Genomic DNA, 24,233 nt, shown 5'->3' with positions numbered 1-24,233 from the left:
GGTTGTCGTCAAGACTGATTGTGATGCCCACGGATCACAGAATACAGGTTTTGCCTTACCTTGGGACACCTTTGAAATCTAGCAAGACTGTGCCCGTTTCGCAACTCTATTTTTTTTGCGACGGTTAATGGCGGTATCTGGCCTCAAAAGCAACCAATAGCAAGCCGCAAAAAATGCTTTATCTTTTTGATTTAAAAAGACTTAAGCCGCATCATGATGGCTTGTTGCGGCTGTTGCGCTAAAGTCACAACATTTAGGTTGCGAGCGTTTAGCAGATCGAATCCGACGCAGGGTCGCCAATGCCACCTCAGTCGAGAACTGTTCGCGAATGCGCTCACGGCCATTTTCCGACAGCCGATCCCAAAGGCTGTCATCGGTATAAAGGCACGACATTGCGGCCATGAAGGCCGCTGGCTCATCGGCGACTAGGATGTCGCGTTGGTGCTCTAGCGCCATGCCCTCGATGGAGACGGAGGTTGCGACGACTGGCAGGCCCACAGCGAGACTCTGGTTGACCTTGCCTTTAACGCCGGCGCCATAGCGCAGCGGCGACACCGACAAGCGGCAGCTGGCGAGCAGCGGCTGCAAGTCCGCAACATAACCGAGCATCTCCAAGCCGGCGGCTTCACCGAGGCGGCGCAGTTCCAGGGGCATCCGGCTACCGACAATGTAGGTTCGCGCATCCGGATGGTCCTCGCGGAAGGCGGGCCAGATCTCCCGAGCGTAGAACTCCACGGCATCGATGTTAGGCGGATGCTGGAACCCACCGACGAACAGAATATGTTGCCGTCCCGCAGCTGGGGCCACTTCATCGATCGGATCATGCACGTTGCTCAGGATCTCAACACGAGTGCCAGGCAGTTCGCGGGCGAGTTCACGTGCTTCGATATCACTGACGACCAAGGTTATGTCGCTGCGCTCAGCGATGCTCAATTCCTCGCGATAGGCCAAATCCGCAGCGACGCGCGTGCTCGGATTCTGGTCCAGCTCGGCTTGGCGTCGCAAACGTAGATAGTGGAGATCGATGGTATCGAAGATCAAGCGTGCCTGCGGCGCCACCCGGCGCACCTGATCGACATAGCGGATGGCGATGTAGTGCCGACAGAGCACGATCACATCCTGATGAGCACCTTCAGTGTCCAGATACGCGCTGACGGAGCTGGTGTGGGGCGCTGACTGGACCTCGATGCCGGCCTGACGGAGCTGATCGGCATAGGGCGCTATGGCTTCCAGGTTGTCGGCCATGAAGGTGACCTTGCAGCCGAGTTCTCGGAGTAGCTGCAGCAGCCTCCAGGTTCGCAGCGAGCCGGAATCTTGATCCGGCGTCAGCATGCAGGCCTCGATCCAGAGCACCCGGGGCCCATCCACACGGTCACGCTCGCGTTCCGGGCAAACGCCGTTGTCCAAATGGTGCTGCAGTCGGATGGCCCATTTTTGGCGGAAAAGGTCACGGTTGCGGACCTGATAAGCCTTGAGACCGGCGGATTCATCGGTACCGTGCGAAGCCCCCTCGAAGTGAACGACGGTCGCAGCCGGCTGATAGAGCACGGAGTAGCCGCGATCGCGCAGTGCCAGGCAAAGATCGGTGTCCTCGTAATAGGCGGGCGCGTAGCGCTCGTCGAAACCGCCAAGCTCCCGAAACAGGGCGGTCGGTACCATGAGGCAGGCCGCAGAGCAATAGTCGACCTCGCGCACGTAGTTGAAGCGCGGATCCTCCGGATGCTCGCCACGCCCCCAGTTCCAGGCCGAGCCGTCCTTCCAGACGATCCCGCCGGCCTCTTGCAGGTGGCCATCGGGATAAATCAGCCGCGCGCCGACGGCACCGACGCGCTCGTGTTCGGCGAAGGCGCGGTGCAGGGCGTCGAGACAGCCCTCGAGCAGCAAGGTGTCGTTGTTTAGAAGCAGCAGATACTGCCCCCGCGCCTGCTCGGCGGCCCGGTTGCAACTGCGCAGGAAACCGAGGTTTTCGGCGTTGCGGATCAGGGTCGGGCCTTCGATCGCGGCCAAGGCGTCGGCGGCCGGCTCTGGGGCATGATCATCGATCAGCAGCACCTCGATGCCGAACCCAGGCGGGTGCTCGGCCAGGCTCTTCAGGCAGGTGTACGCAAGCTCGTGCTGACCATAGCTCGGGATGATGATGCTGACCTCGGGGTCGTCGACCACGGGCAGCGCAAGTGGGCGGATATCGTCGTCCACCTGATAGTCGACAGCAAGCCGTGGATCGATGCGGACTGCTCGACCTTGGCGGCGGCGAATCTCGGCAGCTAGCCCCCGCCAACCCTGCTCCGCGAGCAGTCGGCGCGCCAGCGCCAGCCCACGGGGCAGCCGGTTGGGCAGCGCGCGAACTGTCGCGGTCATGGTCCGGCCGTGCTGTACGGTCCAGCGCAGTGGACCGGTCATACGCCAGAAGGTGCTCTGCTGCAGCTCGTCGTTGCGGGCTTGCAACGCATTGATCTTGGATTCGAGGTGCTGAACATGGCGTCGATGGGCGCGGTCGAAGTTGCCAAGAGAGCGTTTCAGCTCGGCGACCTCGGATCGTTGTTGCTCGACATCGGCAAGCTCACGCTCCAACTGGGCGCGCGCTTCGGTCATCCCGCAGATCACGCCATGCTCGTAAAGCACCTGCACCGGCGGTGCCAGGTCAGCTTTATGGTGCGGGGGATAGAACTGGCTTGCGGCAGGTTTGATTGGCTCCACCGCTCCAACCGGCGAGATCGGGGCTAAGTAGCGATCGACATACTCGGTCTCCGGCAGGCCAAGACTTAAGGGCATCACTGGCTCGTTGGCTATCCTCAGCGCATAGGCGCACGGCAAGTGATCGAGCTGTGCAACCATTGCCTGCCCGTCGATCTTGGGTGGCAGCAAGATCGCTTCGGGATAGTCGCGCAACCGCTCGCCGATAGCGCCGATGTCGAGCGCGACAATGGGCAGGCCGGTGCGCATCGCCAGCGAAAGCGTGTAGGAGAAGGTTTCCGGGATCACGGACGCGAACAGGAAGGCGTCCGGGCGCTCGCGTTCGAGGATTGCTGGCAGGTCCGGCTCGGCATATTCGCCATGGACACTCAGGTTGGCTTCCGGCCAGAGGGGGACTCGGCGGCGGATCGCGCCAATGACACGCAAGTCCAACAGCAGGCCCTGACGCGCGGCCTCGATCGCCGCAGCGGAGACCAGGCTAAGGCCCTTGGCATCGGACAGGCTGCCGAGCAAGAGGATCTTGCGCCGCGCCAGGCTGCGCCGCGTCAACGGATAAGGCCCCAACCCCTTGGCCTCTGGATGCGGCCAGGTGACGAGCGGGAGATCGGGTCGATAGCGTTTCATGCGCGCCGCAACATCGGCGCAGGGGGCGATGGCGCGCTCGGCAGCGGCGAGCCAGTCGAGGAATCGCGTGCGCCAGGCGCCGATATCAAGCCCCCAGGGATGCGGCCGTTCGGCGATGCAACGCTCGCACACTGCCGGGTCCGAAGGCTCGCCGCAATAAGTCCCCGAGGCATCGACGAAGTGCAACTGCGGGCAGACCGGCAGATAGTCGTGCAGGGTGACGTCGTATGGCAGTCCAAGAGTCTCGGCAAGTCCCAGAATCCAAGGCGGGAAGCCTTGGACATGATGATAATGCACACGGCTCAGCCCGAGCGCAGCCAGCAGTTCGATCCAAGAATCGGTCTCATCGGCCACTAAGGCCCGATAGATGGCCAGGTCTTCGCCAGCGCGCAGCCACTGTAGGACAGCCATACCGCCGCGTTGCGGCTGTAGTGACAAGACCTCGGCTTGATCGGCCAGCGCTGAGGCAAGCTGCTGCACATGGCGATCGACACCACCTCCCCAGTTGTGGCTGATGAACAGCAAGCGCGGGCGGGTCGAGCCACAGAATCGGGCCAGATCGACGGCACGGCGGAAGGGTCGCGGCGGGTCGCGCTGGAAGAAATCGGCGACGAGCTGGGGATACTCCGGAAAACGCGCGTCGATGAAGCGCTGAGCGGCTTTGCGCCGGGCGGCACCGGTGTCTTGGAACGACACCCCGCCCTGATGACGGACGAAGACATCGGCGCAGAGCAGATTGCGCCAGCCAGCGATACGCCCGCGCATGCAGTAGTCGACTTCTTCGCCGTAACCGGCGCCGAAGCTGTCCTCATCGAAGCCCCCGAGTCCTTCGATGCCGGCGCGCGTCATGTAGAGACAGAAGCCGACGCCGGTCGGCAGCTCGACGATGGCGCCGGCATTATGGCGCCGGAATAAATCATCAAGGGCGGCGGTGTCCAGATCGGACGGCAGCGCGTTCTCCTCGCCGATACGCGGATAGCTGCAAATGGTCGCGTTGTTGGAGAAGGGCGTGACGGTGGCGATGCGGTAGTCCGTTGCGGCACAGGCATGCAGCCGATCGAGCCAATCGTTGGCGACCTCGGTGTCGCTGTTGAGCAAGACCACATCACGTTCGCGGTGCAGCCACATGCCGAGATTGGCGGTGGCGACGAAGCCCCGATTCTCGGGCTGGCGAATCAGTTCGACGCGGGAATCGTCGACGAGCGTGTCGAGATACTGTCGCAGCTCGGCGTCCGGCGAGGCATCGTCGATGACGATGACCTGATGCGGCGTGCGTTGTGGCCAGCCCAACACCGAGTCGATGCAGGCGCGGGTTTCCTCGGCGCCTCGGTAGACCGGGATGATGATATCGACAACGGATTCCATCAGGCTCATTTCTGTACCACGCCAACCACCTGCTCGCCATCGACGACCACGAGCAGGGTAATGTGATGCTCGGCCATCAGCTCGATGGCCATGTGCATGTTGCTATCGACGCCAATGGTCACCGGCTTTGCCGTCATCAGATCGGCGGCGGTGCGACTGAAGAAGGTCTGGCGGTATCGCTGCACCGCGCGCCGCAGATCGCCATCGGTGATGACGCCGACCACCTGGCCGCCCTCGTCGCTGACCAGCGCAACGCCAAGACCGCCATCGGTGACTGCCGCGAGCACCTGATCGGCACTCGCGTGCGGCGCGATGAAGGGCAGCTTGTCGCTGCGCATCTCGTCACGCACGCGCTGCAGCAGGCGCCGGCCAAGACTGCCGCCGGGGTGGAAACGGGCGAAGTGGTGGGCCTGGAAATCGCGCGCCTTCATCAGGGCCACCGCCAACGCATCCCCCATCGCCAAGGTCGCCGTCGTCGAAGCGGTCGGGGCGAGCTGCAGCGGACAGGCCTCGCGCGCGACCCGAACCGAGAGATGCGCGCGACTGTGCTGGGCCAGGGTGGAGCGGCTGTTGCCGGTGATGGCGATGATGCTGTTTCCGTTCTCTTGCAGGAACGGCAGCAACTTGAGCAATTCCTCGGTTTCGCCGGAATGGGAGATGGCGACGAAGAGATCCTCGGGCGTGACCATCCCGAGATCGCCATGGAACGCCTCGCCGGGATGCATGAAGAAGGCCGGCGTGCCGGTGCTGGCCAAGGTCGCGGCGATCTTCTTGCCGATGATGCCGGATTTGCCCATGCCGCAGACGATGACGCGACCTGTCGCCGCGAGGATGGCCTCCACGGCCTGCGTGAAACGCCCATCGAGATTCGCCTCCAGCCCGGCGATCGCCTCGGCCTCAATGCGAAACACCTCGCGCGCGATGGCCGCGTGATCCTGCCTCATCGCCATGGTTTGAGCTGGCGTGGTCTCACACGGCGCGTTTTCATCCGGTGCGGTTTCACCAAGCGTAATCTCACCCGACGCGAACCTGTCGTCAAAAACGCGGATCAAGATTCTTCACCTTCCGCCGAAAGTCACGCGTCACCGCGTCGATGTCGTGATCGCCGGCGATCACTCTAGGCGTGAGCACCACCACCAGTTCGGTGCGGCGGGCAGTTTTGGAGGTCTGCCCGAACAGCGGCCCGATGATCGGCGCGCGGTAGAGCCCGGGAACACCGGATTTACCGCTCGAGGTATCGTCTTGGATGAGGCCGCCGAGGACCACTGCTTGGTTGGAGCGCACGGCCACATTGCTGGTGATGGTGCGATTGCGAAATGAGGGGCCGCGGGGGCCGTCCTCGTTGAGCACCGAGCTGACTTGCTGGTCGATCTGTAGCTGCACCATGCCACCTGGGGTCACTCGGGGTGTCACCGAGAGCAGCACGCCGGTTTGCCGGTATTCGATCTGATTGAGGATGCGGTCGTTATCCGAGAGGCCCTGCTGTGTGGTGGTCAGGATCGGCACCTCATCGCCGACCTCGATCTTGGCTTCCTGGTTGTCCATCACCATCACCGTCGGCGAGGACAGCACGTTGACCAGGTTATCGTCGGCCAGTGCCGAGAGGGTCGCCCTGATGGTGCTCGGCTGCAGCACGACCGACCAGTTGAAGCCGGGGAAGCTCGGCGCGGGCGTCTCGCTGTTGCCCTCGGTGAGGGACGGGCGGCTCTGGTAGCCGTCGACCGCCGGCCCCTTGAAGCGCCACTGCACGCCATACTTGAGGTTGCCGGTGAGCTGGATCTCGACGATGGTCGCCTCCACCAGCACCTGCAGGGGCACGATGTCGAGCTGCTTGAGTGCGTCCAGGATCTTTTTGTAATCGCGCGGGCTGGAGCGCACCAGAAGCGAATTGTTGACGATGTCGGCAACGATGCTCACTTCCGAGGAGAGGGTCACCGTGCTCGCGCTGGAACCACGCGCGGCCGAGCGCATTGATCCGCTGCCGGAGCTGGAATCGCCTTCCCCGATCGATGCCTGCTCGCGCCCCGGCGCGAGACCGCCGACGCTGCGGCTGCTTCCTCCACGACTCGCGCCCTCCTCGGAGAAGAGCGTGGTTAGGATATCGGCCAGGTTTTCGGCATCGCCATGGCGCACACGGTAGACATAGAGGCGCCGGGCCGAGGTTCCGGATGCCTCCGCCAAATCCAAGCGTTTGATCCAATCCTCGATGCGGGCCAGGTAGCTCTGCTGCGGCGAGACCACCAGCAGCGCATTGGCGCTTTCGACGGTGACGAAACGAAACAGCCCTTGCGCCGAGTTGACCGCTTCATCGGCGAGCAGCGTTTCGAGCTGCGTGACCACATCGCCAACCTTGGCATACTCGAGAGTGAAGAAGCCGACCGAGAGACCGGCCATCCAGTCGACGTCGAACATCTGGATGGTGTCCAGCATGCTGCTCATCTCGGGGCTGGTGCCGGCGACGACGATCAGATTTCGGAGCGTGTCGATGCGAACGATGCTGCCTTCGGGCGCGAGTGGCTCGAGGATGTCGGTCATCTCGGCCGCGCCGATGTATTGCAGCGGCACCACCTGGACGCTGTAGCCCTCGGGTAGGGCCCGCGAGGAGCTGCCAAGCTGGGGCACGACGCGTCCTTGCCTGGCGTTATTGACTGGCACCACTTGGTAGCGCCCGCCGCGCTCGATCAGAGCGGCGTTGTTCATCCGTAGCAAGGTCTCGAGCGTGGGGATGAGCAGATCACGGCTCAGGGGGCGGGCCGTGGTCAGGGATGCGGTGCCTTGCACGGATGGGTCCAGCGTGTAGCTGACCTCGAGGACATCGCCGAGGATGATCTTGACGACTTCACGGATGTCGGTGTTATCGAAGTTCAAGGACACATCGGGACCGGAGCCCCGGTCTGCCGAACTCTGGGGGGCGGCAACCGGCCGCACGAAGGTTCCGGTACCGCTCTGCAGCGAGTCCTCGGCGCCAGCGGGGGCATCGTCACCCAGGGAGATCCCGCCGGCGGCGCGCACCTCTCTGCGGGAGCCTGTCAACGGCTCCTCGACGTTGACATGCCCTTCGGCCTTCGAGATCTCCGCCGTTGGATCCCAGACCAGCGACTGGCAGCCCGGGAGCGTGAGTAAGAGCGCAAGGACGACGAGCAGGCGCGGGAGCCACGCGGATCGCGCCCAGGAACGCCTGATGGGATACCGGTGCTGGCTCTGGATGCACATGGAACAGTGGCGAGAGATCATCGGGAGACTGGCGCGGGACCGGCAGCGGATGTTGAATGGTTCCGAGCCGGCGCCCCGCCCCGTTGTTGGACGGGTTGCCTTGACCGTGACGGTGAGGAGGACGGAGGTGACGCAGAATAATCGAGCAAGTCTAACGTTTCCGTCGTCCCTTGTCGTTCCATCAGGATGCGATCGGTCTCGATGCCCGCTACGGTCCAGCCCTGATACTCCTCGCCCAGTCTCAGCCGCACGAGTTCGGGCCGGGCCGGATCCTTCAGCCAGACCGATGCCTCGCTGGGCGACAGGATCAGGGTCGCGCTCACATCGAGCTTCTCCAGCTCGGCGACCTCTTGGGAGAGATCGTCGGCGTTCAGATCGACGGGCTCCTCGGTCGGCGGGCGCCGCTCCGGGAGGAACAGCGGCCGCTCGATGACGGCGAGATACTCGTCCTCGGGCCGCAGCATGGGGATCGCCTGGTTGGGATCGGGCGCGGCCGGCGCGCTGACCAGATCGGAGAGTCCGGCGCCCTCCTCGGCCTCGGGCAGCGGTGTGCGCCAATCCAGCCACTGCAGCAGCAGGCCGGCCGTCAACAGCAGGGCGAGGCCAAGCAGCAGGCGCTTCATCCGGTCGTCCCCAAGAAATAGCCGAAGATGTCGAGTCTCACCGTCAACTGATCCTGCTGATCGGGCCTCGGCGCTCCGCGCACCGTTTGGCGCCCTCGGCGCTGGTTCGAACTCGCTTGCGAGCGGATCGACATCTGGTCGATCAGGAGAAACGGACGCGCGGATTCGACCCGGTAGAGGACATCGAAGAGCTGATCCGTCGTTCCTTGGAGCTGGATGCGCACCCGCACCCGTGGCGGATCGTCTTTTTCATCGCTTGGCAGCACCTGGGCGCTCACCGGGCGCGCACCGGCATTGCGCACCATGTCTTGAACCTCGCTTTGCAGCTGGGCGCCGGCAATGGCCGGGGTATCCGCATCGAAGTAGTAGGCCTTGAAGGCGTCGTTCGACTGCTCCTCCTCGAGTGCCTGGCGCAGCGTGGGCAAGGTGGCCACCAACCGTTGATAGTGCTGCAATCTGTCAAGATCACCTTGGATTCCGCGCTCCAGGGTCTGCATCCGCTCCAGCCAGACCAGGCCGACGAGCGTCGCGAGCGCGAGCGGGACGAGGACGATCGCCGCTAGCACCGCGAGACAGAGCCTGCGTTGGCGCTGGCTAGGGCTGGAGCTGGAACTGGAACTGGAACTGGAACTGGAGGCGAGGCTGCCAGCCGCGCTCATGGGGTCAGCGGCGCTCATGGCGACTCCATCGAGCGATAGTCGAGGGCGATGTGGAACCGCTCATTGCCGCTGGCATCGATCTGCATCACCGGTGAGCGAAAGGTGACGTTGTTGATCCCAAGGCCACGCTCGAGGAGACCGATCAAAGCCGTCGCCTGCGTCGACTCACCCCGGATGTCGACGGCGCCGTCGCGATAATTCAGCGTCTGCACCCAGGTCCCATCCGGCAGCAGCTCGGTGAGTTCGAGCATCAGCTCGGTCATCCGTGGATACTCGCGCTTGCGCTCGAGCACGGCGACGCTGCCGAGGCGGGCACGCTCGAGCGCTTCGCGCACCTCCGACACTTCCTGGGCCTGGGCGCTCAGCCCGCGCAACGCCTGCGTCAGCCGCTGTTGCTCGTGTGCCCGTTGCCAGAGCGGCGTGATCAGCACGGCGGCAAGGAGCGCGACTACCAGCAGGCCCAGCAGCCAGGTCAGTATCCAAGGCAGGCGTCGCGGACGCGGGCGCGCCTCGGACGGCAGCAGGTTGGCCTCGGGCCAGGCACCGGCCCAGGTCAGCTTGGTGACAGGCGTGGGCGCTGAGCGTAGCGATGCGAGCCAGGCGCTCGCGCGCTCGCGCTGACAGAGCGCGAGTTCGACCTCGATTTTACCCCCCTGCCCGAGCAGCGTTGTGACACGTGCGTCGAAGAAGACCTCGGCGGGACTGAACGGGGTCAGCCGATCGAGTTCATAGGTCAAGACCTGGCGCAGATGGTCGCGCACCTGGGTCGGCAAGACCAAGCGCCGCAAGAGCACGACCTCCGCTGGCAGCTCTAGGATCGTCCTGCGCCAGGTTTGTTTGCCACCGGCGTCGATGGCCAGCACGCTATCCGAGGCGTGCGGATCGATCACGCTCAGCAGTTGTCGCTCGCCAATGATGTCGCGAAAGACCTCGGCCGTGTCGCCCCGTGGCGCGATGACGAGATCAGGATGACGCGAGGCCAGCCAGATCCTGGGCCCGCGCGGCAGGCAGTCCAGCCACTGCCGCCGCCAGCGCGCCAGCACGAGGCCAAGGCTCGATGCACTCAGCGAGGGCTGTTTGAGGCGAGAGAGGGCATCGGTTAGGGCCATGCAACGGCACCGTCGTCGGGATTTGAGCCGGAAGTTGAGTCGGGATCCGTGTTCGCCGCCTTGGCGCCGAAACGTTGCCACAGCACCTCGAACGCGGCTGGATTCGCCGGCTCGACATGGATCAACGCCTCCATGGTCGGGCCACCCCCGCCGGAGCGCTGATGCGTGATCTGGAGATGATAACGCGGACCGCCCCGGTCCAGTGGCGCGCGTTGCCCCTCGTCATCGTCGACGAAGAGCCCTTGAAAGCGTTCCTCGACGAGGTGCTGAGCATCCTCGAGCGCATAGCCATGGAGCGCCACTAACACGGGCGCGGCGGCGAAGGCCTCGTCGATCTGGCCTTGCCCCTGCTCAGCCCCTTGACCTGCCGAGAAGGCCGCATAGGGGTTCGCCCTGCTGGATTCGACCGTCAGATAAGGGGCGAGCCTGGCATGGATCGAGGCCGGCATCCCAAGCACCTGGCGCAGCTCTTCGACGCTGCGGAAAGGCCTGTCGCCGGCGCCATAGGGCAAGCCGGCCGAGGCGTAATCAGCGTCCTCGGCCCCGTTGAGACGCGCGAGATCGTTGTCATCGCGCCAGTCGAGAATGGCGTCGGCAAGCTGGTCGCGCTGCAGTTCATCCGGGCGCTCGGGGTCCTGTGCCAGCTCGATCAAGGTCAGCAGTTGGGTTCGCTCAATGGTATTCAGGTCGAATTTGGAGCCTTCGTTGGAGAGGGTGACGATGAAATCCTCCCCGTTGAACCGAAACGGTTGTGCTCGGCCATCCGGAATCCAGGTTATCGCTGCGTCGTCGAAGGTCGTGGCCGGCGTGCTGAGAAGGTCCAGCGCCACCAGATTCAAGATGCCAGACGCATGGGCGCGAAAGCGTGCACGATCGAGCTGGTTCGCGGTCAGCGCGCCCTCGGTGCGCTGGATCTGGGTCAGCGCGAGCGCGATGACCGTGAGCAGCGCGAGTACCCACATGACCAGCACTAGCGCAATTCCACGCGAGTTTGAGCGCGGTGGATGCGATGCTAGCGAATGCGGCTCAGCGATCCTGATCACGAATCACCTGCGGGCCGGGCAGCCTCACCAAGGCCGCTGGCCATTGCTGCTCCGGCGTGCTCAGGGTCAAGCGCACGGCCTCCGGCAGCGCGCGTTGATCGATCCATTCCTCGGACCACTCGCGCTCGAAACCGCCCGACAGCCGGCCGAAATACTCGAGTCGAAAACGCTCGACCTGCGGCAGCAGGACTGTGCGGCCATAGGCGCCTTGGGCAAGGTCACGGTCGAACGGCCCCTGCTCGGCGCTCGAGCCAACGCCCTCCATCAGCGGCTCCCAGATCGGATTCTCAGCGCCGTCGTTCAAGACCTCGTCATGCAGCAGCCAGCGGGTCAGGACCAGGCGCGGATACTCGCCAGCCTCTTCCAGGTTGAGGCGCAGGATATAGAGTCCCGGGATGCCGACATGGTTCGAGAGCGGCGCGACCCATTCCAGCGCCTCGGCCTCACCGGCGAAGACCGACCGCTCGACGCCATCGACGACCAGCGTGAGCGCTTGGGTCTGGCGCAACGCGCGCTCGATGAGGTTGCGCGCGATGCGCAGATCGGCGACCCGCTCCGAGACCGTCTCCACCGCTTCCCAGCTGCGCGAACCCAAGCGCAGCCCGGAGAAGAGCAGCAGCGTGATGAGACTGATCAGCGACAAGGCGATCAGCAGCTCGACCAGGGTGAAGCCGCGCGACGCTCGGGAGCGCATCAAAACGCTTCCCCCAGACGAATCGTTCGCAGGCTCACGCGTCGCGTCCCGCGCACACTCGGCCAGGACGCCACCGCAGTCACCTGATAGGGCTGCAGCGGTGGGGCCTCGCCAAACGCATCCTGGAATGGACCCTGTTGCGGTTGATAGGGTTCGATCGCGATGATCCAATCCATGCCCTGCTCCGGGTCGCCGCTGTAAACGCCTTCTTCCAGCGGCACATCGACACCGACGGCGTTGAGCTTGGCCTCGGCGAGCGCGACCGCGCGGCTGTAGGTCTCGCTGATGGCGGTCGTGGTCATGGCCTTGGAGAAGATCTGCAAGAGTACGCCCATGCTAAGGGCGAGGATCGCGAAGGCGACCAAGACCTCGAGCAGCGAAAAGCCCCGTTGCTGTCGCGGCCTCCGCTGCTGTCGCGGACCAATCCGCCGAACTCGAAGGCCACTCGAACGGTTCATCATTCCGGTTCCCAATCAGCGACCAGGATGCGGCCTGTCAGCCAGTTGACGCCTACCTGGTAGCCACCCTCGCCGCGCTTGAGGATCAGGCGGCCGCCGGAGGAGGTGCCGTCGGGAAAGAAGCGGATACCGCCGATGCGCTCGCTGCGCAACTCATCTCGTGCTGTGACCAACTCGATGTCGATGCCGTCGGGCAAGGCTCCCGTGCGCGCCTGGCCCTCGATCCGATACCGGCCGTTCTCGGTATCGAGCAGCCAGACCGCGTCGGTGCCCTTGGCGATGGCGATCTCGCGCGTCTGGCGCAAGGCGCCGGCGGCGCGACGGGCGCCGGCCTTGAGTTCGACGCCCGGCAGGGCGGCGGTGATCAGCGGCGGCGTGAGCGTGAGCAAGAGACCGCCGATGGCGAGCACGACGATCAGCTCAACCAGGGTGAAGCCCGTGGCAACGGTCTTGCAGACTTTCCAACCCACCAGCGTGCTTGGGCCGCATCGACTCAGGTGCTTTCCCAGCTCTTGATGTCTTGGTTCTCACCCTCGCCACCCTCTTGGCCATCGGCACCCAGCGACCAGATATCATAAGGACCGTTCTGACCTGGCGAGCGGTACTGATAGTCGTTACCCCAGGGGTCTTTCGGCACCTGAGATTTCTTTAGGTAGGGGCCGTTCCAGTTCGGGGTGTTGCCCGGATCGGCGACCAAGGCCTCGAGTCCTTCGTTGGTGCCAGGGTAACGGCCAACCTCCAGCCGATAGAGATCCAGCGTGGCGCCAAGGTCTTCGATCTGCAGCGCAGCGGTCTTGGTCTTGGAGCTGCCGAGGAATTTCATCACCTGCGGTCCGACCAGGCCCGCGAGCAGGCCAAGGATGGCAAGCACGACCAAGAGTTCGACCAGAGTGAAGCCGCGGCTGTTTCGTTGGGACTTTGAGCATCGTGTTGGGAGCATGAGATCAATCTTCATGGTTGAATTGAGAGGGTGCATAGCGTTCGAACAAGTGCAGCGCCGTCGGCCATTCGGTGACGGCATCCGGCCTCCTAAGCGAGCAACTCGGAGACGCAAAGGGTAAAATCTGGCGCCTGTCGCGACTGCAACAGATCCCCGGCGCGTGCCAACCAAGTGTCCCGATAATCCTGCCCATCCGGATCGCGATTGACTTCCACCACGCGATCTTGAAGATTCACGATCCAGACTTCCACGATGCCATGTTGGGCATAGAGTGGCCGCTTGACCGAGCGGTCATAGCTCAGCGAAGAATCCGCGACCTCGATCAACAGCAGCACATCGGCCGCGCGCGGCTTGGCCTGCTTGTAATAGTCCGAGCAGAAACGCAGCAGCATCAAATCCGGCTCGGGCTCGCTGTGGTCATCCAAGACCAGCGGGCTTTGCACCGACACGAGTGCATCCTTGACGCCACTGCGATGGATGAGATGATTGAGTTGGGTCGTCAACCCCGCATGCTCGTCGCCAATGGGTGGCATATCAACCAGTTCCCCAGCGATCAGTTCAATATGATCGTCTTCAGAAAAAATGCCCGCTTCAGCCATCCGGTGATAATCGGCGCGACACAGCCGGTGGCGCTGGCGGTCGAGAATCTGCCGATTCAGCGGCTTTTCCGGGCGAGACAGGGCGATAGCTTCCATCAATGTAGAACGCCTCTCATTGCGTGGTCTGACAAAACCTCACTAAAACACCAGCTCATTGGCGCCGAGGATCGCCATCAGGATGGAGATGATGATACCAGCGACGATGACGCCGAGGCCGATGATCAGCGCCGGCTCGAGCAGGGTCAGCATGCGCTGGACGCTGGTGCGGGTCTCGCGGTCGAAGATGTCGGCGACCTTGGCGAGCATGGCATCCAGGGTACCGGATTCCTCGCCGACACGGATCATCTGCAGCGCGAGCTGCGGCAGCACGCTGCGGCTGGTCAGCGGCTCGGCGAGGCCGCGGCCATGTTTGAGATCTTCGGCAACCTCGTCAAGCCCATCGCCGATCTTGCGGTTGTTGACCACCTCCTTGGCTAGTTTGAGTCCACTGAGCAGCGGCAAGCCGTTCTTGAGCAAGGTGCTTAGCGTGTGGCAGAGGCGCGCGGTCTCCATCTTCCAGATCAGGTCGCCGAACAGCGGCAAGCGCATCACCCGATAATCGAAGCGGCGGCGGTTGTCCGGGTTCTGCAGCCAGCGCTCCATTACCACCGCAACCAGCGCGACCAAGACCAGCAACGCCCACCAATAATCGCGGAACAGATCGCCGGCGCCGACGACGATGCGCGTCGGCGTCGGGAGCGCCGCGCCCATGTCCTCGAACAGCACGGTGAACTGCGGCACCACGAACACCAGCAGCATGATCACCGACAGCCCGGCGATGACAAGCAGGATCATCGGGTAGACCAGTGCCGAGGTCACGGTGCCGCGCAGCTCGGCGCTGCGCTCGAGATAATCGGCCAACCGCCCGAGCACCTGATCCAAGGCGCCGCTGGCCTCGCCGGCGCGCACCATGTTGACGTAGAGCTTGGGGAATTGGCCGCCTTGCGCCTCGAGTGCCGTCGAGAAGGTGGCACCGCCGCGCACCCGCTCCTGCAGGTCGCTGAGCACACGGGTGACGTGCTCCTCCGGGGTCAGCTCGGTGAGCACGCCGAGCGAGCGATCCAGCGTCAGGCCGGATTCGAGCAGGGTCGCGAGCTGGCGGGTGAGGCTCTCGATATCCTTGGCCTGCAGGCCGCGCTGGCGCCGGCGCGCGAGTTGGGCCGTGAGCCCACCGGCCGAGCGTGTCTTCAGCGGCAGTAGCCCTTCAGCCTGCAGGCGGGCGATCAGCGCCCCTTCATCGGCAGCCTCGCGCTCGCCTTCGACCTCCTCGCCATCGAGCCTGACCGCCTTGTAGTAATAGCGTGGCATCCTAGGCCTCAGTCTGTCGGTCCAGAAGGCCGATGCGCCCGCTGATGCGGCCGCTGATATGGCCGGCGGAGGCGGGGGTCCGGGGCTCTGCGGCAAGAGCGCGCAAGGCGCCTAGTTATCCTCAGCGACACGAATCACCTCCTCGACGGTCGTGCGGCCATCGACGGCCTTGCGCAAACCGTCTCGATACATCGTGGCCATCCCTTCCTCGACCGCGATGCGATGGATCTCGCCAGAGGTGGCATGGCTGAGCACCGCTTGGCGGATGCGGTCTGACATCAGCAAGACCTCGGCGATGACCAATCGTCCGCGATAGCCGCTGTGGTTACAGGCCTTGCAGCCGACGGCGCGGTAGAGCTGCAGCGGCTGGTCTTTTTTGAAGCTGCCTGGTTTGAGGGCGGCTGGGGCGGTGGTGGTGGCGCCAGCAGGTTGCTCATCCGTGCGCTCCCGATTGGCAGGCGATCGACGCCAGCCGAACCAGGATCGCATGGAAAAATGCCTTTTGGACGCTTTGCCTTTGGCCTCGCTGTCAAGTCCGCCATCGGCGCCGTCATTAGCGCCAGCCTTGTCGCCGCCATTGGTGCCAGCCGGCGCTCGATCCGCCTCGCGTATTTTGGCAGTCAGCTCGGGCGGTGGCGTATAGGGCTGCCGGCACTCGGGGCAGAGCCGGCGCACCAGGCGCTGGGCGAGGATGCCGTTGATGGTGCTGGTGAGCAGATAGTCCTCCACGCCCATGTCGAGCAGACGGGTCACGCCGCTGGCGGCATTGTTGGTATGCAGGGTCGAGAGCACGACGTGGCCGGTCAGCGCCGACTGCACCGCGATACGCGCGGTCTCGAGGTCGCGCATCTCACCGACCATGATGATGTCCGGGTCCTGGCGGACGATGGCGCGCAGCGCGCCGGCAAAGGTCATACCGATCGCCGACTTGACCGGGATCTGATTGATGCCAGCAACCTGATATTCGACCGGATCCTCGACCGTGAGGATCTTGTTCTCTTGCGTATTGAGCCGGCTCAGCGCGGTGTAGAGAGTGGTGCTCTTGCCGCTGCCAGTCGGGCCGGTGACGAGGAAGATGCCGTAGGGCTGTTCCAGCACCTTGATCAGCCGCTCGCGCGGCGGGCCGTCGAAGCCGAGCGCGTCGAAGTCGAAGCTGACGCTCTCCTTGTCGAGCAGACGCATGACCACGCTCTCGCCGAACATGGTCGGCACGGTCGAGACACGCAGATCGAGTTCACGGCCCTGGATGCGCTGCGGGATGCGCCCGTCCTGCGGCAGCCGGCGCTCGGCGATGTTGAGCTTGGCCATGATCTTGATGCGCGAGATCACTGCGGCGGTGGAGCTGACCGGCGGCGACTCGCCTTCCTTGAGGATGCCGTCGACGCGATAGCGCACCTTGAGCTGATCGGCGAAGGGCTCGATGTGAACGTCGGAAGCGCGCGACTCGACCGCGTGCTGCAGGATCTGATTGACCAGCCGGATTACTGGCGCCTCGCTGGCCAGATCGCGCAGATGCTCGATGTCCTCCTCGCTGAAGTTGCCGAGTTCGGCCTGCACCTCGGCTTCGGCGTCGTCGTCGACCGGCTGCTCGTAGACGCGCTCGAGCGCGGCCTGGATCTCGGTCGGCAGGCCGACCTGCAGGCTGATCTGCTTGCCAGTGGCCATTTGCACGGCCTTGGGGATGAACGCATCGAGTGGGTCGGCGACGGCCAGGGTGAGCCCCTGTTCGGTCTCGGACAGCGGCATGATCCGGGCGTCTTTCAAGAAGCGCAGACTGAGCTGCTCCTCGGCGATCGGCTCGTCCGGATACTGCTCGCCGGTGATCAGTTCCAAGCCCAGCACCTCGGCGCAGGCCGCCGCCATGTCGCGCTCCGAGACCAGCCCCAGGCGCACCAGCATCAGGCGTAGCGGATCACCGCTACCCTCGGTGAGCTTGCGCGCGCGCGCCAGATCGCCCGGCGTGCATTTGCCGCGCCGCTGCAGGGCCGCGATCAACTGTTGTTCCGGCGTTGGCCCCTGCGTCACACTCAAGGCTGAATCCAGATCCAAGTCCGACTCCGGGCTCAACTCGGAATCAAAAAGCGTGTCGGAATCCGGGGCTGAATCCTGAACTGAAACCAGTTTTGATTCGGTGACGTGATCCAATGGCATCGGCTCAGCCGTGACTGCCACTGTCTCGTCGTTCAGCACCAGAGAGGGTTCGCGTCGAAGCGCTTGTCCTTGGTCCATCATCGCGTATCTCTGTGGTCTGGATCAGGTGTTGGCTCGGCTATCGGGCCTTGGCCGGGGGATTGACCGAGGGACTGCACGGGGCACGGCGGCGAGGCCTGCCATTCCGGCACCAATTGGTGCAGCAAGCGCAAGAGCGGTTCGGGCTCGACCCCGTCGACGGCCACGCTAAGACGCTTGAGCGCGGCCTCGACCGCGTCGGCATCGATCCACGCGCGGCGCGCGGCGCGGATCTTCGCATGTTCGGTCGCGAGTAGATCCTCGCGCTCGTAGAAGAGTTCCTCGTAGAGTTTCTCGCCCGGGCGCAGGCCAACGTATTGGATGTGAATATCGTGTCCGGGTTCACGCCCGGCGAGGCGGATCATCTGTTCGGCCAGGTAGCGAATCTTGACCGGCGCGCCCATGTCGAGGACGAAGATCTCGCCGCCGGTGCCGATCAGTGCCGCCTGCATAATCAGCTGGCAGGCCTCGGGGATGGTCATGAAGAAACGCTCGATCTCGGGATGGGTCACGGTCACTGGCCCGCCCTGCTCGATCTGGTGCCGAAACAATGGCACCACGCTGCCGGCGGAGCCGAGCACATTACCGAAGCGCAGGGTGATGAAGCGGGTGCTGGAACGCTGGGCGCGGGCCTGGCAGAGCACCTCTGCGGCACGCTTGCTGGCGCCCATGACATTGGCCGGATTCACCGCCTTGTCGGTCGAGATCAGCACGAAGCGCTCGCAGCCATGGCGATCGGCGCAGTCAGCGACGACCTCGGTGCCGAAGACATTGTTGCGCACCGCAGCGCGCACCTGACCTTCGAGCATAGGCACATGCTTGTAGGCGGCGGCGTGGAAGATGGTTTGCGGGCGCTCGCGCGCGAACAGGTCTTCCAGCGCAACGCGATCGGTGACGTCGACCAGGTAGAGGCCGTAGTCGGGGGCATCGGCGCGGGCCGCGAGTTCGAAGTCGAGCCGGTAGAGGTTCAGCTCGCCATTGTCTGCGAGCACCAGGCGCTTAGGTCGCGCGGCGATGATCTGCCGGCAGAGTTCGGAGCCGATGGAGCCGCCGGCACCGGTCACCAAGATGACGCGATCGGTGAGGCCCGCGTGGATGGCCGCCCAGTCGAGCTGCACCGGATTACGACCGAGTAGGTCGTCAATCGAGACCGGCCGCAACTGATGGATGGTGATGGCACCGGAGAGCACGGTCTTGAGCTGAGGCACGGTGCGAAACGGTTTGCCGGTGCGCTCGCAGAGTTCGACCAGGCGCTGCATCTGGGCATCGCTGGCGGTGGGCACCGCGAGCATGATCAGGTCGATGCCAAGCGACTCGACCAGTGCCGGGATCTGCTCCGAGCGGCCCCTGACCGGGACGCCGTGGATGTCGCCACCTTGCCGGCGCAGCTTGTCGTCGACGAAGGCCACCGGATTATATTGATGGCTGCGATCGCGAAGCATATCGCGCACCAGCATCTCGCCGGCGCGGTCGGCGCCGACCACTAGCACCCGCTCGCCGGGACGCAACCCGAGCTGATGGTCCTTGAGGCGGCGATAGAGCAGCCTGGGGCCGGCCAGGCCGATGAGCTGGAAGACCAGGAATAGCGGCGGCACCGAACGCGGCAGAAATTGGTTGCGGCTGAGCAGGAACAGGATCAGCACGACCAGGAAGCTGGTAACCGTGACGGCCTGAGCGATGCGCGTCAGATCCGGCAGTGAAGCGAAGCGCCAAACGCCGCGATAGAGGCCGAAGGACGAGTAGACCAGCGCGCAGATCAGCATCACCAGCGGCAGCAGCTCCCAGGCGGCGCTCCAGAACGCCGCCGGCACCTCGCCAAGGTTGAAGCGCATCCAATAGGCGCCGATCCAGGCGATCGGCACCCAGAGCAGATCATGCAGGAAGGCGAGGAAGCGGGAGCGCAGCCGCTCGAACCAACGCGTCGTCATCGGCTGGGATCAGGCTCAGGCGCGCGCGAGGCGCTCGGCCAGGCTCACGCGCAGATGGATGAGGACGAAGATCAGCGCCCAGCCGGCGACGAGCCACCATTGCTCGGTGCTGTTGAGGGTGGGCGCGGCGACGGCGGTGGCGGCGGTGGCGGCGATCAGTGCCAACGCCCGGTGCAGGGTGCGGCGATGGCCCCAGCCGACCAGCACCAGGCGCTGATAATGATGGGAGCGGTGTGCCTCCCACGGGCGCTCGCCGTTGATGACGCGACGCAGCAGGGTCCAGGTGGCATCGACGATGAAGGGCGAGAAGATCAGCCAGCCGATCCAGAGCGGAAACAGGCCGGCGCTCGCGCCCCAGAGGCTACAGCCTCCAGCGAGCAGGCCGAGGCTGGAGGCGCCGACATCGCCGAGAAAGAGCCGCGCTGGCGGCCAGTTGCCGGTCAGAAAACCAGCTGCGGCCGCCGCCACGGCGGCGCAGCAGGCGGCGTAGAGGGGATCGCCGGCGCTGTAACCGAGCAACGCCAGCGCGGCGAAACCGATCGCGGCCATGCCGCCGGCGAGTCCGTCCATGCCATCCATGAAGTTATAGAGGTTGATCATCCAGAGACTGTAGAGGAGGGTCAGCGGCAAGGCGAGCAGGAACGGCAGAGGAATGCCGGGTCCCGGCAGGCCGAGCTGATCCCAGCGCAGACCGCCGAGCCAGAGCAGGACCGCAGCCAGCAGATGCGCCAGCAGTCGCAGCCGACGCGAGACACCAGCGCGATCATCCCAGAACGAGACGACGGCGACCAGCAGCAGCGCGGCGCCGAGCCAGGGTAGGGGGGGTGACAGCATTGCCGCCGGGCTGTCGGCGAGGGAGGAATGCACTGCCGTCACGCTGCCGCCGGGGCGTGCGATGAGTACCGCGAGCAGCAGTCCAGTCAACAACCCTCCCAGCAACCCTCCCAAGAGCGCGATACCGCCCGTGCGCGGGATCGGGCTGTCGTGCAATGAGCGCTCGTTGGGATGATCGAGCACATGCAGCAGTGGCAGGCGAGCGCGCACGAGCAGCGCGGTCAGGGCCGCGCTGAGGAGAAAGGCGGCGAGGGCCACGGCAGCCAGTGGGAGCAGGCCGGCGCCAGTCCCAGCGCTGGTGGCGGCCATCACGCTCCGGGGCGCATCAGCTTTGCTTCGACTGAAGCGCGCTGCTCGGCATCGAGCAGCAGCTCAATGAGCTGCAGCGCGAAGTCCATCGCCGTGCCCGGACCGCGCGAGGTGACGACCTTGCCGTCGATGACCACGGGCTGCTCCAGCAGCGTGATCTCGGGATAGCGTGCCGCGTCGATGGCGCCGGGGAAGCTGGTCGCCGAACGGCCGTCGAGCAGGCCGGTGCTGGCGAGCACTGCGGGCGCCGCGCAGATGGCCGCGCTCCAGCGATCGGCAGCGGCCTGGCGGGCGAGCAGATCGTGGATGCGGGTATCGCGGTCGAGGTTGGTGGCGCCCGGTTGGCCGCCGGGCAGCACGACCAGATCGAAGTCGTCCTCGGCCACCTCGTCGAGATCGACGTCGGCGACCAGGACGGTGCCTCGGCTACAGGTCACCGGCCCCGGATCGAGGGCGGCGGTGACGACCTCGAGGTCGGCCCGGCGCAGCAGGTCGATCAGGGTGACGGCCTCCAGCTCTTCGCAGCCAGGGGCCAGTGGGATGAGCACGCGTGGCATCGTTTACCTCCGGATGATAACGATTTGCTCAGGGTTTCGACTATTATGAGCCAGCTGGAGGCATTTGCGCTGACGCGATTTTCGACGAGCAGGCGCCGGCAACATCCGGCGCAGCCCATCACGCGCACGCTCGATCAGGCCCACACGGCCCGCCGCAACCAAGGCGCTGAGCAGCAGCGCCACACCCAAAGGCCAAGCGAAGAGTTCACCGACCGGGCGAAAGGTCTGCTGATCCGATTCGACTGGCTCCAGTTCATCGAGCAGCCCGTAGATCCCCTGCAGCTCGCGTACATCGCGCGCGCGGAAATAGCGCCCGCCGGTCTGCTCGGCGATGGCCGAAAGCGTTGCCTCGTCGATCGGATTGCGGCCCATGCTCAGGCCGAAGGCGCCAAATCCAGCGCGCGGGTCGGAGCCAACACCGATGGTATAGATGCGCACCCCGGCCTCATCGGCGAGTTCAGCCGCCTTCAGCGGCGCGATACTGCCCGCAGTATTGGCGCCATCGGTCAACAGCACCAGCACGCGCTCCTCGGTCGGCTGATCGCGCAAGCGCTTGAGCGCGAGCCCGATCGCATCACCCATCGCGGTCTCGCGGCCGGCCAGCCCAACGGCCGATTCGAACAGCAGCGTGCGCGCGGTCGCGCGATCGAAGGTCAGGGGCGTCTGCACATAGGCCTGCTGGCCGAACAGGATGAGTCCCACGCGGTCGCCCTCGCGCCGCTCGATGAAATCGCCGGCAACGGCCTTCACCGCCGTCAGCCGATCCACCACGCGGCCGCCGATCACCATGTCCTCCTCGGTCATCGAGCCCGAGATATCGACCGCCAGCATCAGATCGCGGCCAGCCATCGGCAGGGGCACCGGCTCGCCCAGCCATTGCGGGCGCGCGGCGGCAAGCACCAATAGCAGCCAGGCGAGTACCGCGAGCAGTAGCGGCCAGCGTCGAGGCACTGAAGCGATCTCAGGCTGATCGGCGCTCAACAGCTGATAGAACGGCACCCGCAAGGCCGCCATGTTCTCCGGCTCGGCGCGCGGTAGAGCGAGCCGCAGCAGCCAAGGCAACGGTAGCGCCAGCAGCATCCAGGGCCAGGCGAACTCGATGTCGATCCCCGGCGTCAAACCCGTTATCCAGCCATCCATCCGTCTCGCCTCCGGTGGCCATGCGTCCCGTCGGTCTTGGCTGAATGCATCATCGTCCGCTGCCCATGCCTATCCATCAGCGAGTCGCCCCATCAGCTATTCCTCCGCAGCCAATCACGCGCGACTGCCAACAGTGCTTGTTCGTCGATATCGGCGATCTCCGGTGCATAGGCGCCCTCGGCCAACGCCCGGCCGGCGCCCCGGGCGAAGCGTCCATCACCGCCGCTGCAATCGAGAAAGGCGACCCAGGCATCACCCGTTAGCGCGGCCACCTCGGCACGCGGATAGCGGCTCAGGGCCACTCGCTTCAGCAGCGCCGAGACCGCCGCAATCAACGCCGGCCCCCGCAGCCCGCGAGTCTGAAGACGTTCGAGTTCGCCTAGGATGCGCCGACGTCGGCGCCACTGTCTGTATCGACGCCAACCGAGCCGCCCCAGCCAAAGCGCCCACGCCACTAGCAGCGCGAAGAGCAGCCACCAGCCCGGCGCCGGCGGCCAAAAACCTGGCTCGGCAGGCAGATGGATATCGCGCAGATCGAGGCTCTCGCCGATGCTCGTGGGCTGATCCGCCCCTGGCGCCGAAGCAAGTACAGGAGGTTGCACTGGTTGCTCTGGCTGCAACGACTGCACTGCAGCGGGGACTGGCGCATCGCTTTGCGCTGATGTCGACATCAGGCTTCCCCGAGCGGTCGACGCGCCGGCTCGACCTGATCGCCGAAGACGCCTCCCCGCCCCTTGCCGCCACGGCTCGCGAGCAACTCGCTCAGGCGCTCGAGCGGATCATCGGTCGTTAGGCACTGCAGCAGGCCAATGCCGTTCTCGACCGTCAGCTCGCGCACGCGTTGATGATGTTGAGCCAGCGTCCGGGCATAACGTTCGCGCTCGCCGCGCGAGCGGGTATCGAGCACCGCCCGTCGCCGCCCGTCACTGATCCCGTAGCGACCCGGCGGCGGCGGGGCCAGCTCGAGCGGATCAAGCAACTGAATCGCATTGAGATCGCTGTGCTGGGCTAGGCGGCTGAGGTGATGCTTGCTGTCGGCATCGGCGCTGTAGAAATCCGAGAGCAGAAACACCAGGCTACCAGGCCGTGCGACCCGGCGCAGCCGCATCAGCGCTGCGGTCAGACCGCTGTTGCTGTTCTTATCTTCATCCACCTGCTTGCTAGCCGCTTGGCTAGCCTGCTGGGCAACAGCTTGAGCTGCCCTTTGAGCATTGGGCGACGGAGTTTGAGCAACGGTTAGCGAACCCGTGCGAGCAGCAGTTCGGCCGGCGCTCGGAAACAGGGGCTCGCCACCAAGCAGGTCGCGATCAGCACCTGGCTTGCCAAGCGCCATTTCTGGAGCGCCGGCCTGCACCAAGGCGCGGATCAAGCGCATCTGGCTGCGGCGCCCGCCGGCTGGTGACAGCTCTTGGTGCTGCCCCCTAGAGCCGTCATCGCTAAACAGCAGCGCGCCGATGCGATCGCCGTGCCCGATCGCGGACCAGCCAATCAAGGCCGCGAGGCGCGCCGCCTGTACCGACTTGAACACCCCCTGGGAAGCGAAGAACAGGCTCGCGCCAAAATCGACCAGCACCACCACTGGCCGCTCACGCTCCTCATCGAAGACCTTCACATGCGCATGGCCGCTGCGCGCGGTGATGCGCCAATCCATGTTGCGAATGTCATCGCCCGGCTGATAGTGGCGCGACTCGCGATAGTCCATCCCGCGACCATGGAAGCGTGAGCGATGCGCGCCAGCCAAGGCCGAGCGCGCGCCCGTCACGCGCGCCAGGCGCAACCGTTCCCCGGAGGCGCGCAAGGCCACCAGTTCGTCGGCATCGACGCAGTAGAGACGCTCGTCGGCGCTGAGACTCATCACCACTCCAAGC

General features: G+C 65.0%; 20 protein-coding genes. All 20 read right to left on the bottom strand.

Going from position 1 to position 24,233, the window contains the following annotated elements:
• Positions 1-201: 201 nt before the first annotated feature.
• Positions 202-4,683 (bottom strand): glycosyltransferase, encoded by a 4,482-nt coding sequence (locus tag AC54T3_RS00990; protein ID WP_496621606.1) that lies wholly within the window; start codon positions 4,681-4,683, stop codon positions 202-204.
• A gap of 5 nt (positions 4,684-4,688) precedes the next feature.
• Entirely contained in the window at positions 4,689-5,633 is a 945-nt protein-coding gene (locus AC54T3_RS00985) for a KpsF/GutQ family sugar-phosphate isomerase (protein WP_496621605.1), read from the bottom strand.
• A gap of 85 nt (positions 5,634-5,718) precedes the next feature.
• On the bottom strand, positions 5,719-7,716 hold the full coding sequence (gene gspD / locus AC54T3_RS00980; protein WP_496621604.1) for a type II secretion system secretin GspD: 1,998 nt from the start codon (positions 7,714-7,716) through the stop codon (positions 5,719-5,721).
• A gap of 197 nt (positions 7,717-7,913) precedes the next feature.
• Positions 7,914-8,519, bottom strand: coding sequence for a hypothetical protein (locus tag AC54T3_RS00975; protein WP_496621603.1), 606 nt, complete (start codon positions 8,517-8,519; stop codon positions 7,914-7,916).
• A complete protein-coding gene (gene gspM, locus AC54T3_RS00970) occupies positions 8,516-9,196 on the bottom strand; it encodes a type II secretion system protein GspM (RefSeq protein WP_496621602.1) in 681 nt (226 codons plus the stop codon). The genes AC54T3_RS00975 and gspM overlap by 4 nt, the downstream gene beginning before the upstream one ends.
• Positions 9,193-10,287 (bottom strand): PilN domain-containing protein, encoded by a 1,095-nt coding sequence (locus AC54T3_RS00965; RefSeq protein WP_496621601.1) that lies wholly within the window; start codon positions 10,285-10,287, stop codon positions 9,193-9,195. Before AC54T3_RS00965 ends, gspM begins: the two co-directional genes overlap by 4 nt.
• Positions 10,278-11,249 (bottom strand): type II secretion system minor pseudopilin, encoded by a 972-nt coding sequence (locus AC54T3_RS00960; RefSeq protein ID WP_496621600.1) that lies wholly within the window; start codon positions 11,247-11,249, stop codon positions 10,278-10,280. Before AC54T3_RS00960 ends, AC54T3_RS00965 begins: the two co-directional genes overlap by 10 nt.
• 64 nt (positions 11,250-11,313) lie before the next feature.
• Complete coding sequence (locus AC54T3_RS00955; protein WP_496621599.1) at positions 11,314-12,024, bottom strand: type II secretion system protein GspJ; 711 nt, start codon at positions 12,022-12,024, stop codon at positions 11,314-11,316.
• Positions 12,024-12,482, bottom strand: coding sequence for a type IV pilus modification PilV family protein (locus AC54T3_RS00950; RefSeq protein WP_496621650.1), 459 nt, complete (start codon positions 12,480-12,482; stop codon positions 12,024-12,026). Before AC54T3_RS00950 ends, AC54T3_RS00955 begins: the two co-directional genes overlap by 1 nt.
• Entirely contained in the window at positions 12,482-12,952 is a 471-nt protein-coding gene (locus AC54T3_RS00945) for a GspH/FimT family pseudopilin (protein WP_496621598.1), read from the bottom strand. The genes AC54T3_RS00950 and AC54T3_RS00945 overlap by 1 nt, the downstream gene beginning before the upstream one ends.
• A gap of 23 nt (positions 12,953-12,975) precedes the next feature.
• Positions 12,976-13,422, bottom strand: a complete 447-nt coding sequence (gspG, locus tag AC54T3_RS00940) for a type II secretion system major pseudopilin GspG (protein WP_496621597.1) — start codon at positions 13,420-13,422, stop codon at positions 12,976-12,978.
• 89 nt (positions 13,423-13,511) lie between these two features.
• Positions 13,512-14,117, bottom strand: coding sequence for a Uma2 family endonuclease (locus AC54T3_RS00935; protein WP_496621596.1), 606 nt, complete (start codon positions 14,115-14,117; stop codon positions 13,512-13,514).
• Positions 14,118-14,159: 42 nt separating this feature from the next.
• Positions 14,160-15,368, bottom strand: a complete 1,209-nt coding sequence (locus tag AC54T3_RS00930) for a type II secretion system F family protein (protein WP_496621595.1) — start codon at positions 15,366-15,368, stop codon at positions 14,160-14,162.
• Positions 15,369-15,479: 111 nt separating this feature from the next.
• Entirely contained in the window at positions 15,480-17,519 is a 2,040-nt protein-coding gene (locus tag AC54T3_RS00925; protein WP_496621648.1) for a GspE/PulE family protein, read from the bottom strand.
• Positions 17,520-17,596: 77 nt separating this feature from the next.
• On the bottom strand, positions 17,597-19,525 hold the full coding sequence (locus AC54T3_RS00920; RefSeq protein WP_496621594.1) for a polysaccharide biosynthesis protein: 1,929 nt from the start codon (positions 19,523-19,525) through the stop codon (positions 17,597-17,599).
• Between the two features lie 15 nt (positions 19,526-19,540).
• Positions 19,541-20,668: an MraY family glycosyltransferase gene (locus AC54T3_RS00915; protein ID WP_496621593.1), complete on the bottom strand. Its 1,128-nt coding sequence runs from the start codon at positions 20,666-20,668 to the stop codon at positions 19,541-19,543.
• Positions 20,668-21,225 (bottom strand): DJ-1 family glyoxalase III, encoded by a 558-nt coding sequence (locus tag AC54T3_RS00910; protein WP_496621592.1) that lies wholly within the window; start codon positions 21,223-21,225, stop codon positions 20,668-20,670. Before AC54T3_RS00910 ends, AC54T3_RS00915 begins: the two co-directional genes overlap by 1 nt.
• 3 nt (positions 21,226-21,228) lie before the next feature.
• The gene (locus tag AC54T3_RS00905; RefSeq protein WP_496621591.1) at positions 21,229-22,365 is read right to left on the bottom strand and encodes a vWA domain-containing protein; all 1,137 of its coding nucleotides are present in this window, start codon (positions 22,363-22,365) and stop codon (positions 21,229-21,231) included.
• Positions 22,366-22,457: 92 nt separating this feature from the next.
• On the bottom strand, positions 22,458-22,967 hold the full coding sequence (locus tag AC54T3_RS00900) for a DUF4381 domain-containing protein (protein WP_496621590.1): 510 nt from the start codon (positions 22,965-22,967) through the stop codon (positions 22,458-22,460).
• A gap of 68 nt (positions 22,968-23,035) precedes the next feature.
• Positions 23,036-24,220 carry a DUF58 domain-containing protein gene (locus AC54T3_RS00895; RefSeq protein ID WP_496621589.1) on the bottom strand — a complete coding sequence of 395 codons (1,185 nt, stop codon included), beginning with the start codon at positions 24,218-24,220 and terminating at the stop codon, positions 23,036-23,038.
• Between the last annotated feature and the right edge of the window lie 13 nt (positions 24,221-24,233).

The organism is Halochromatium sp. NSM3 (assembly GCF_059621085.1).
Note: the sequence above shows the minus strand (reverse complement) of the source record. Positions and strands in the feature narration are given on the sequence as shown.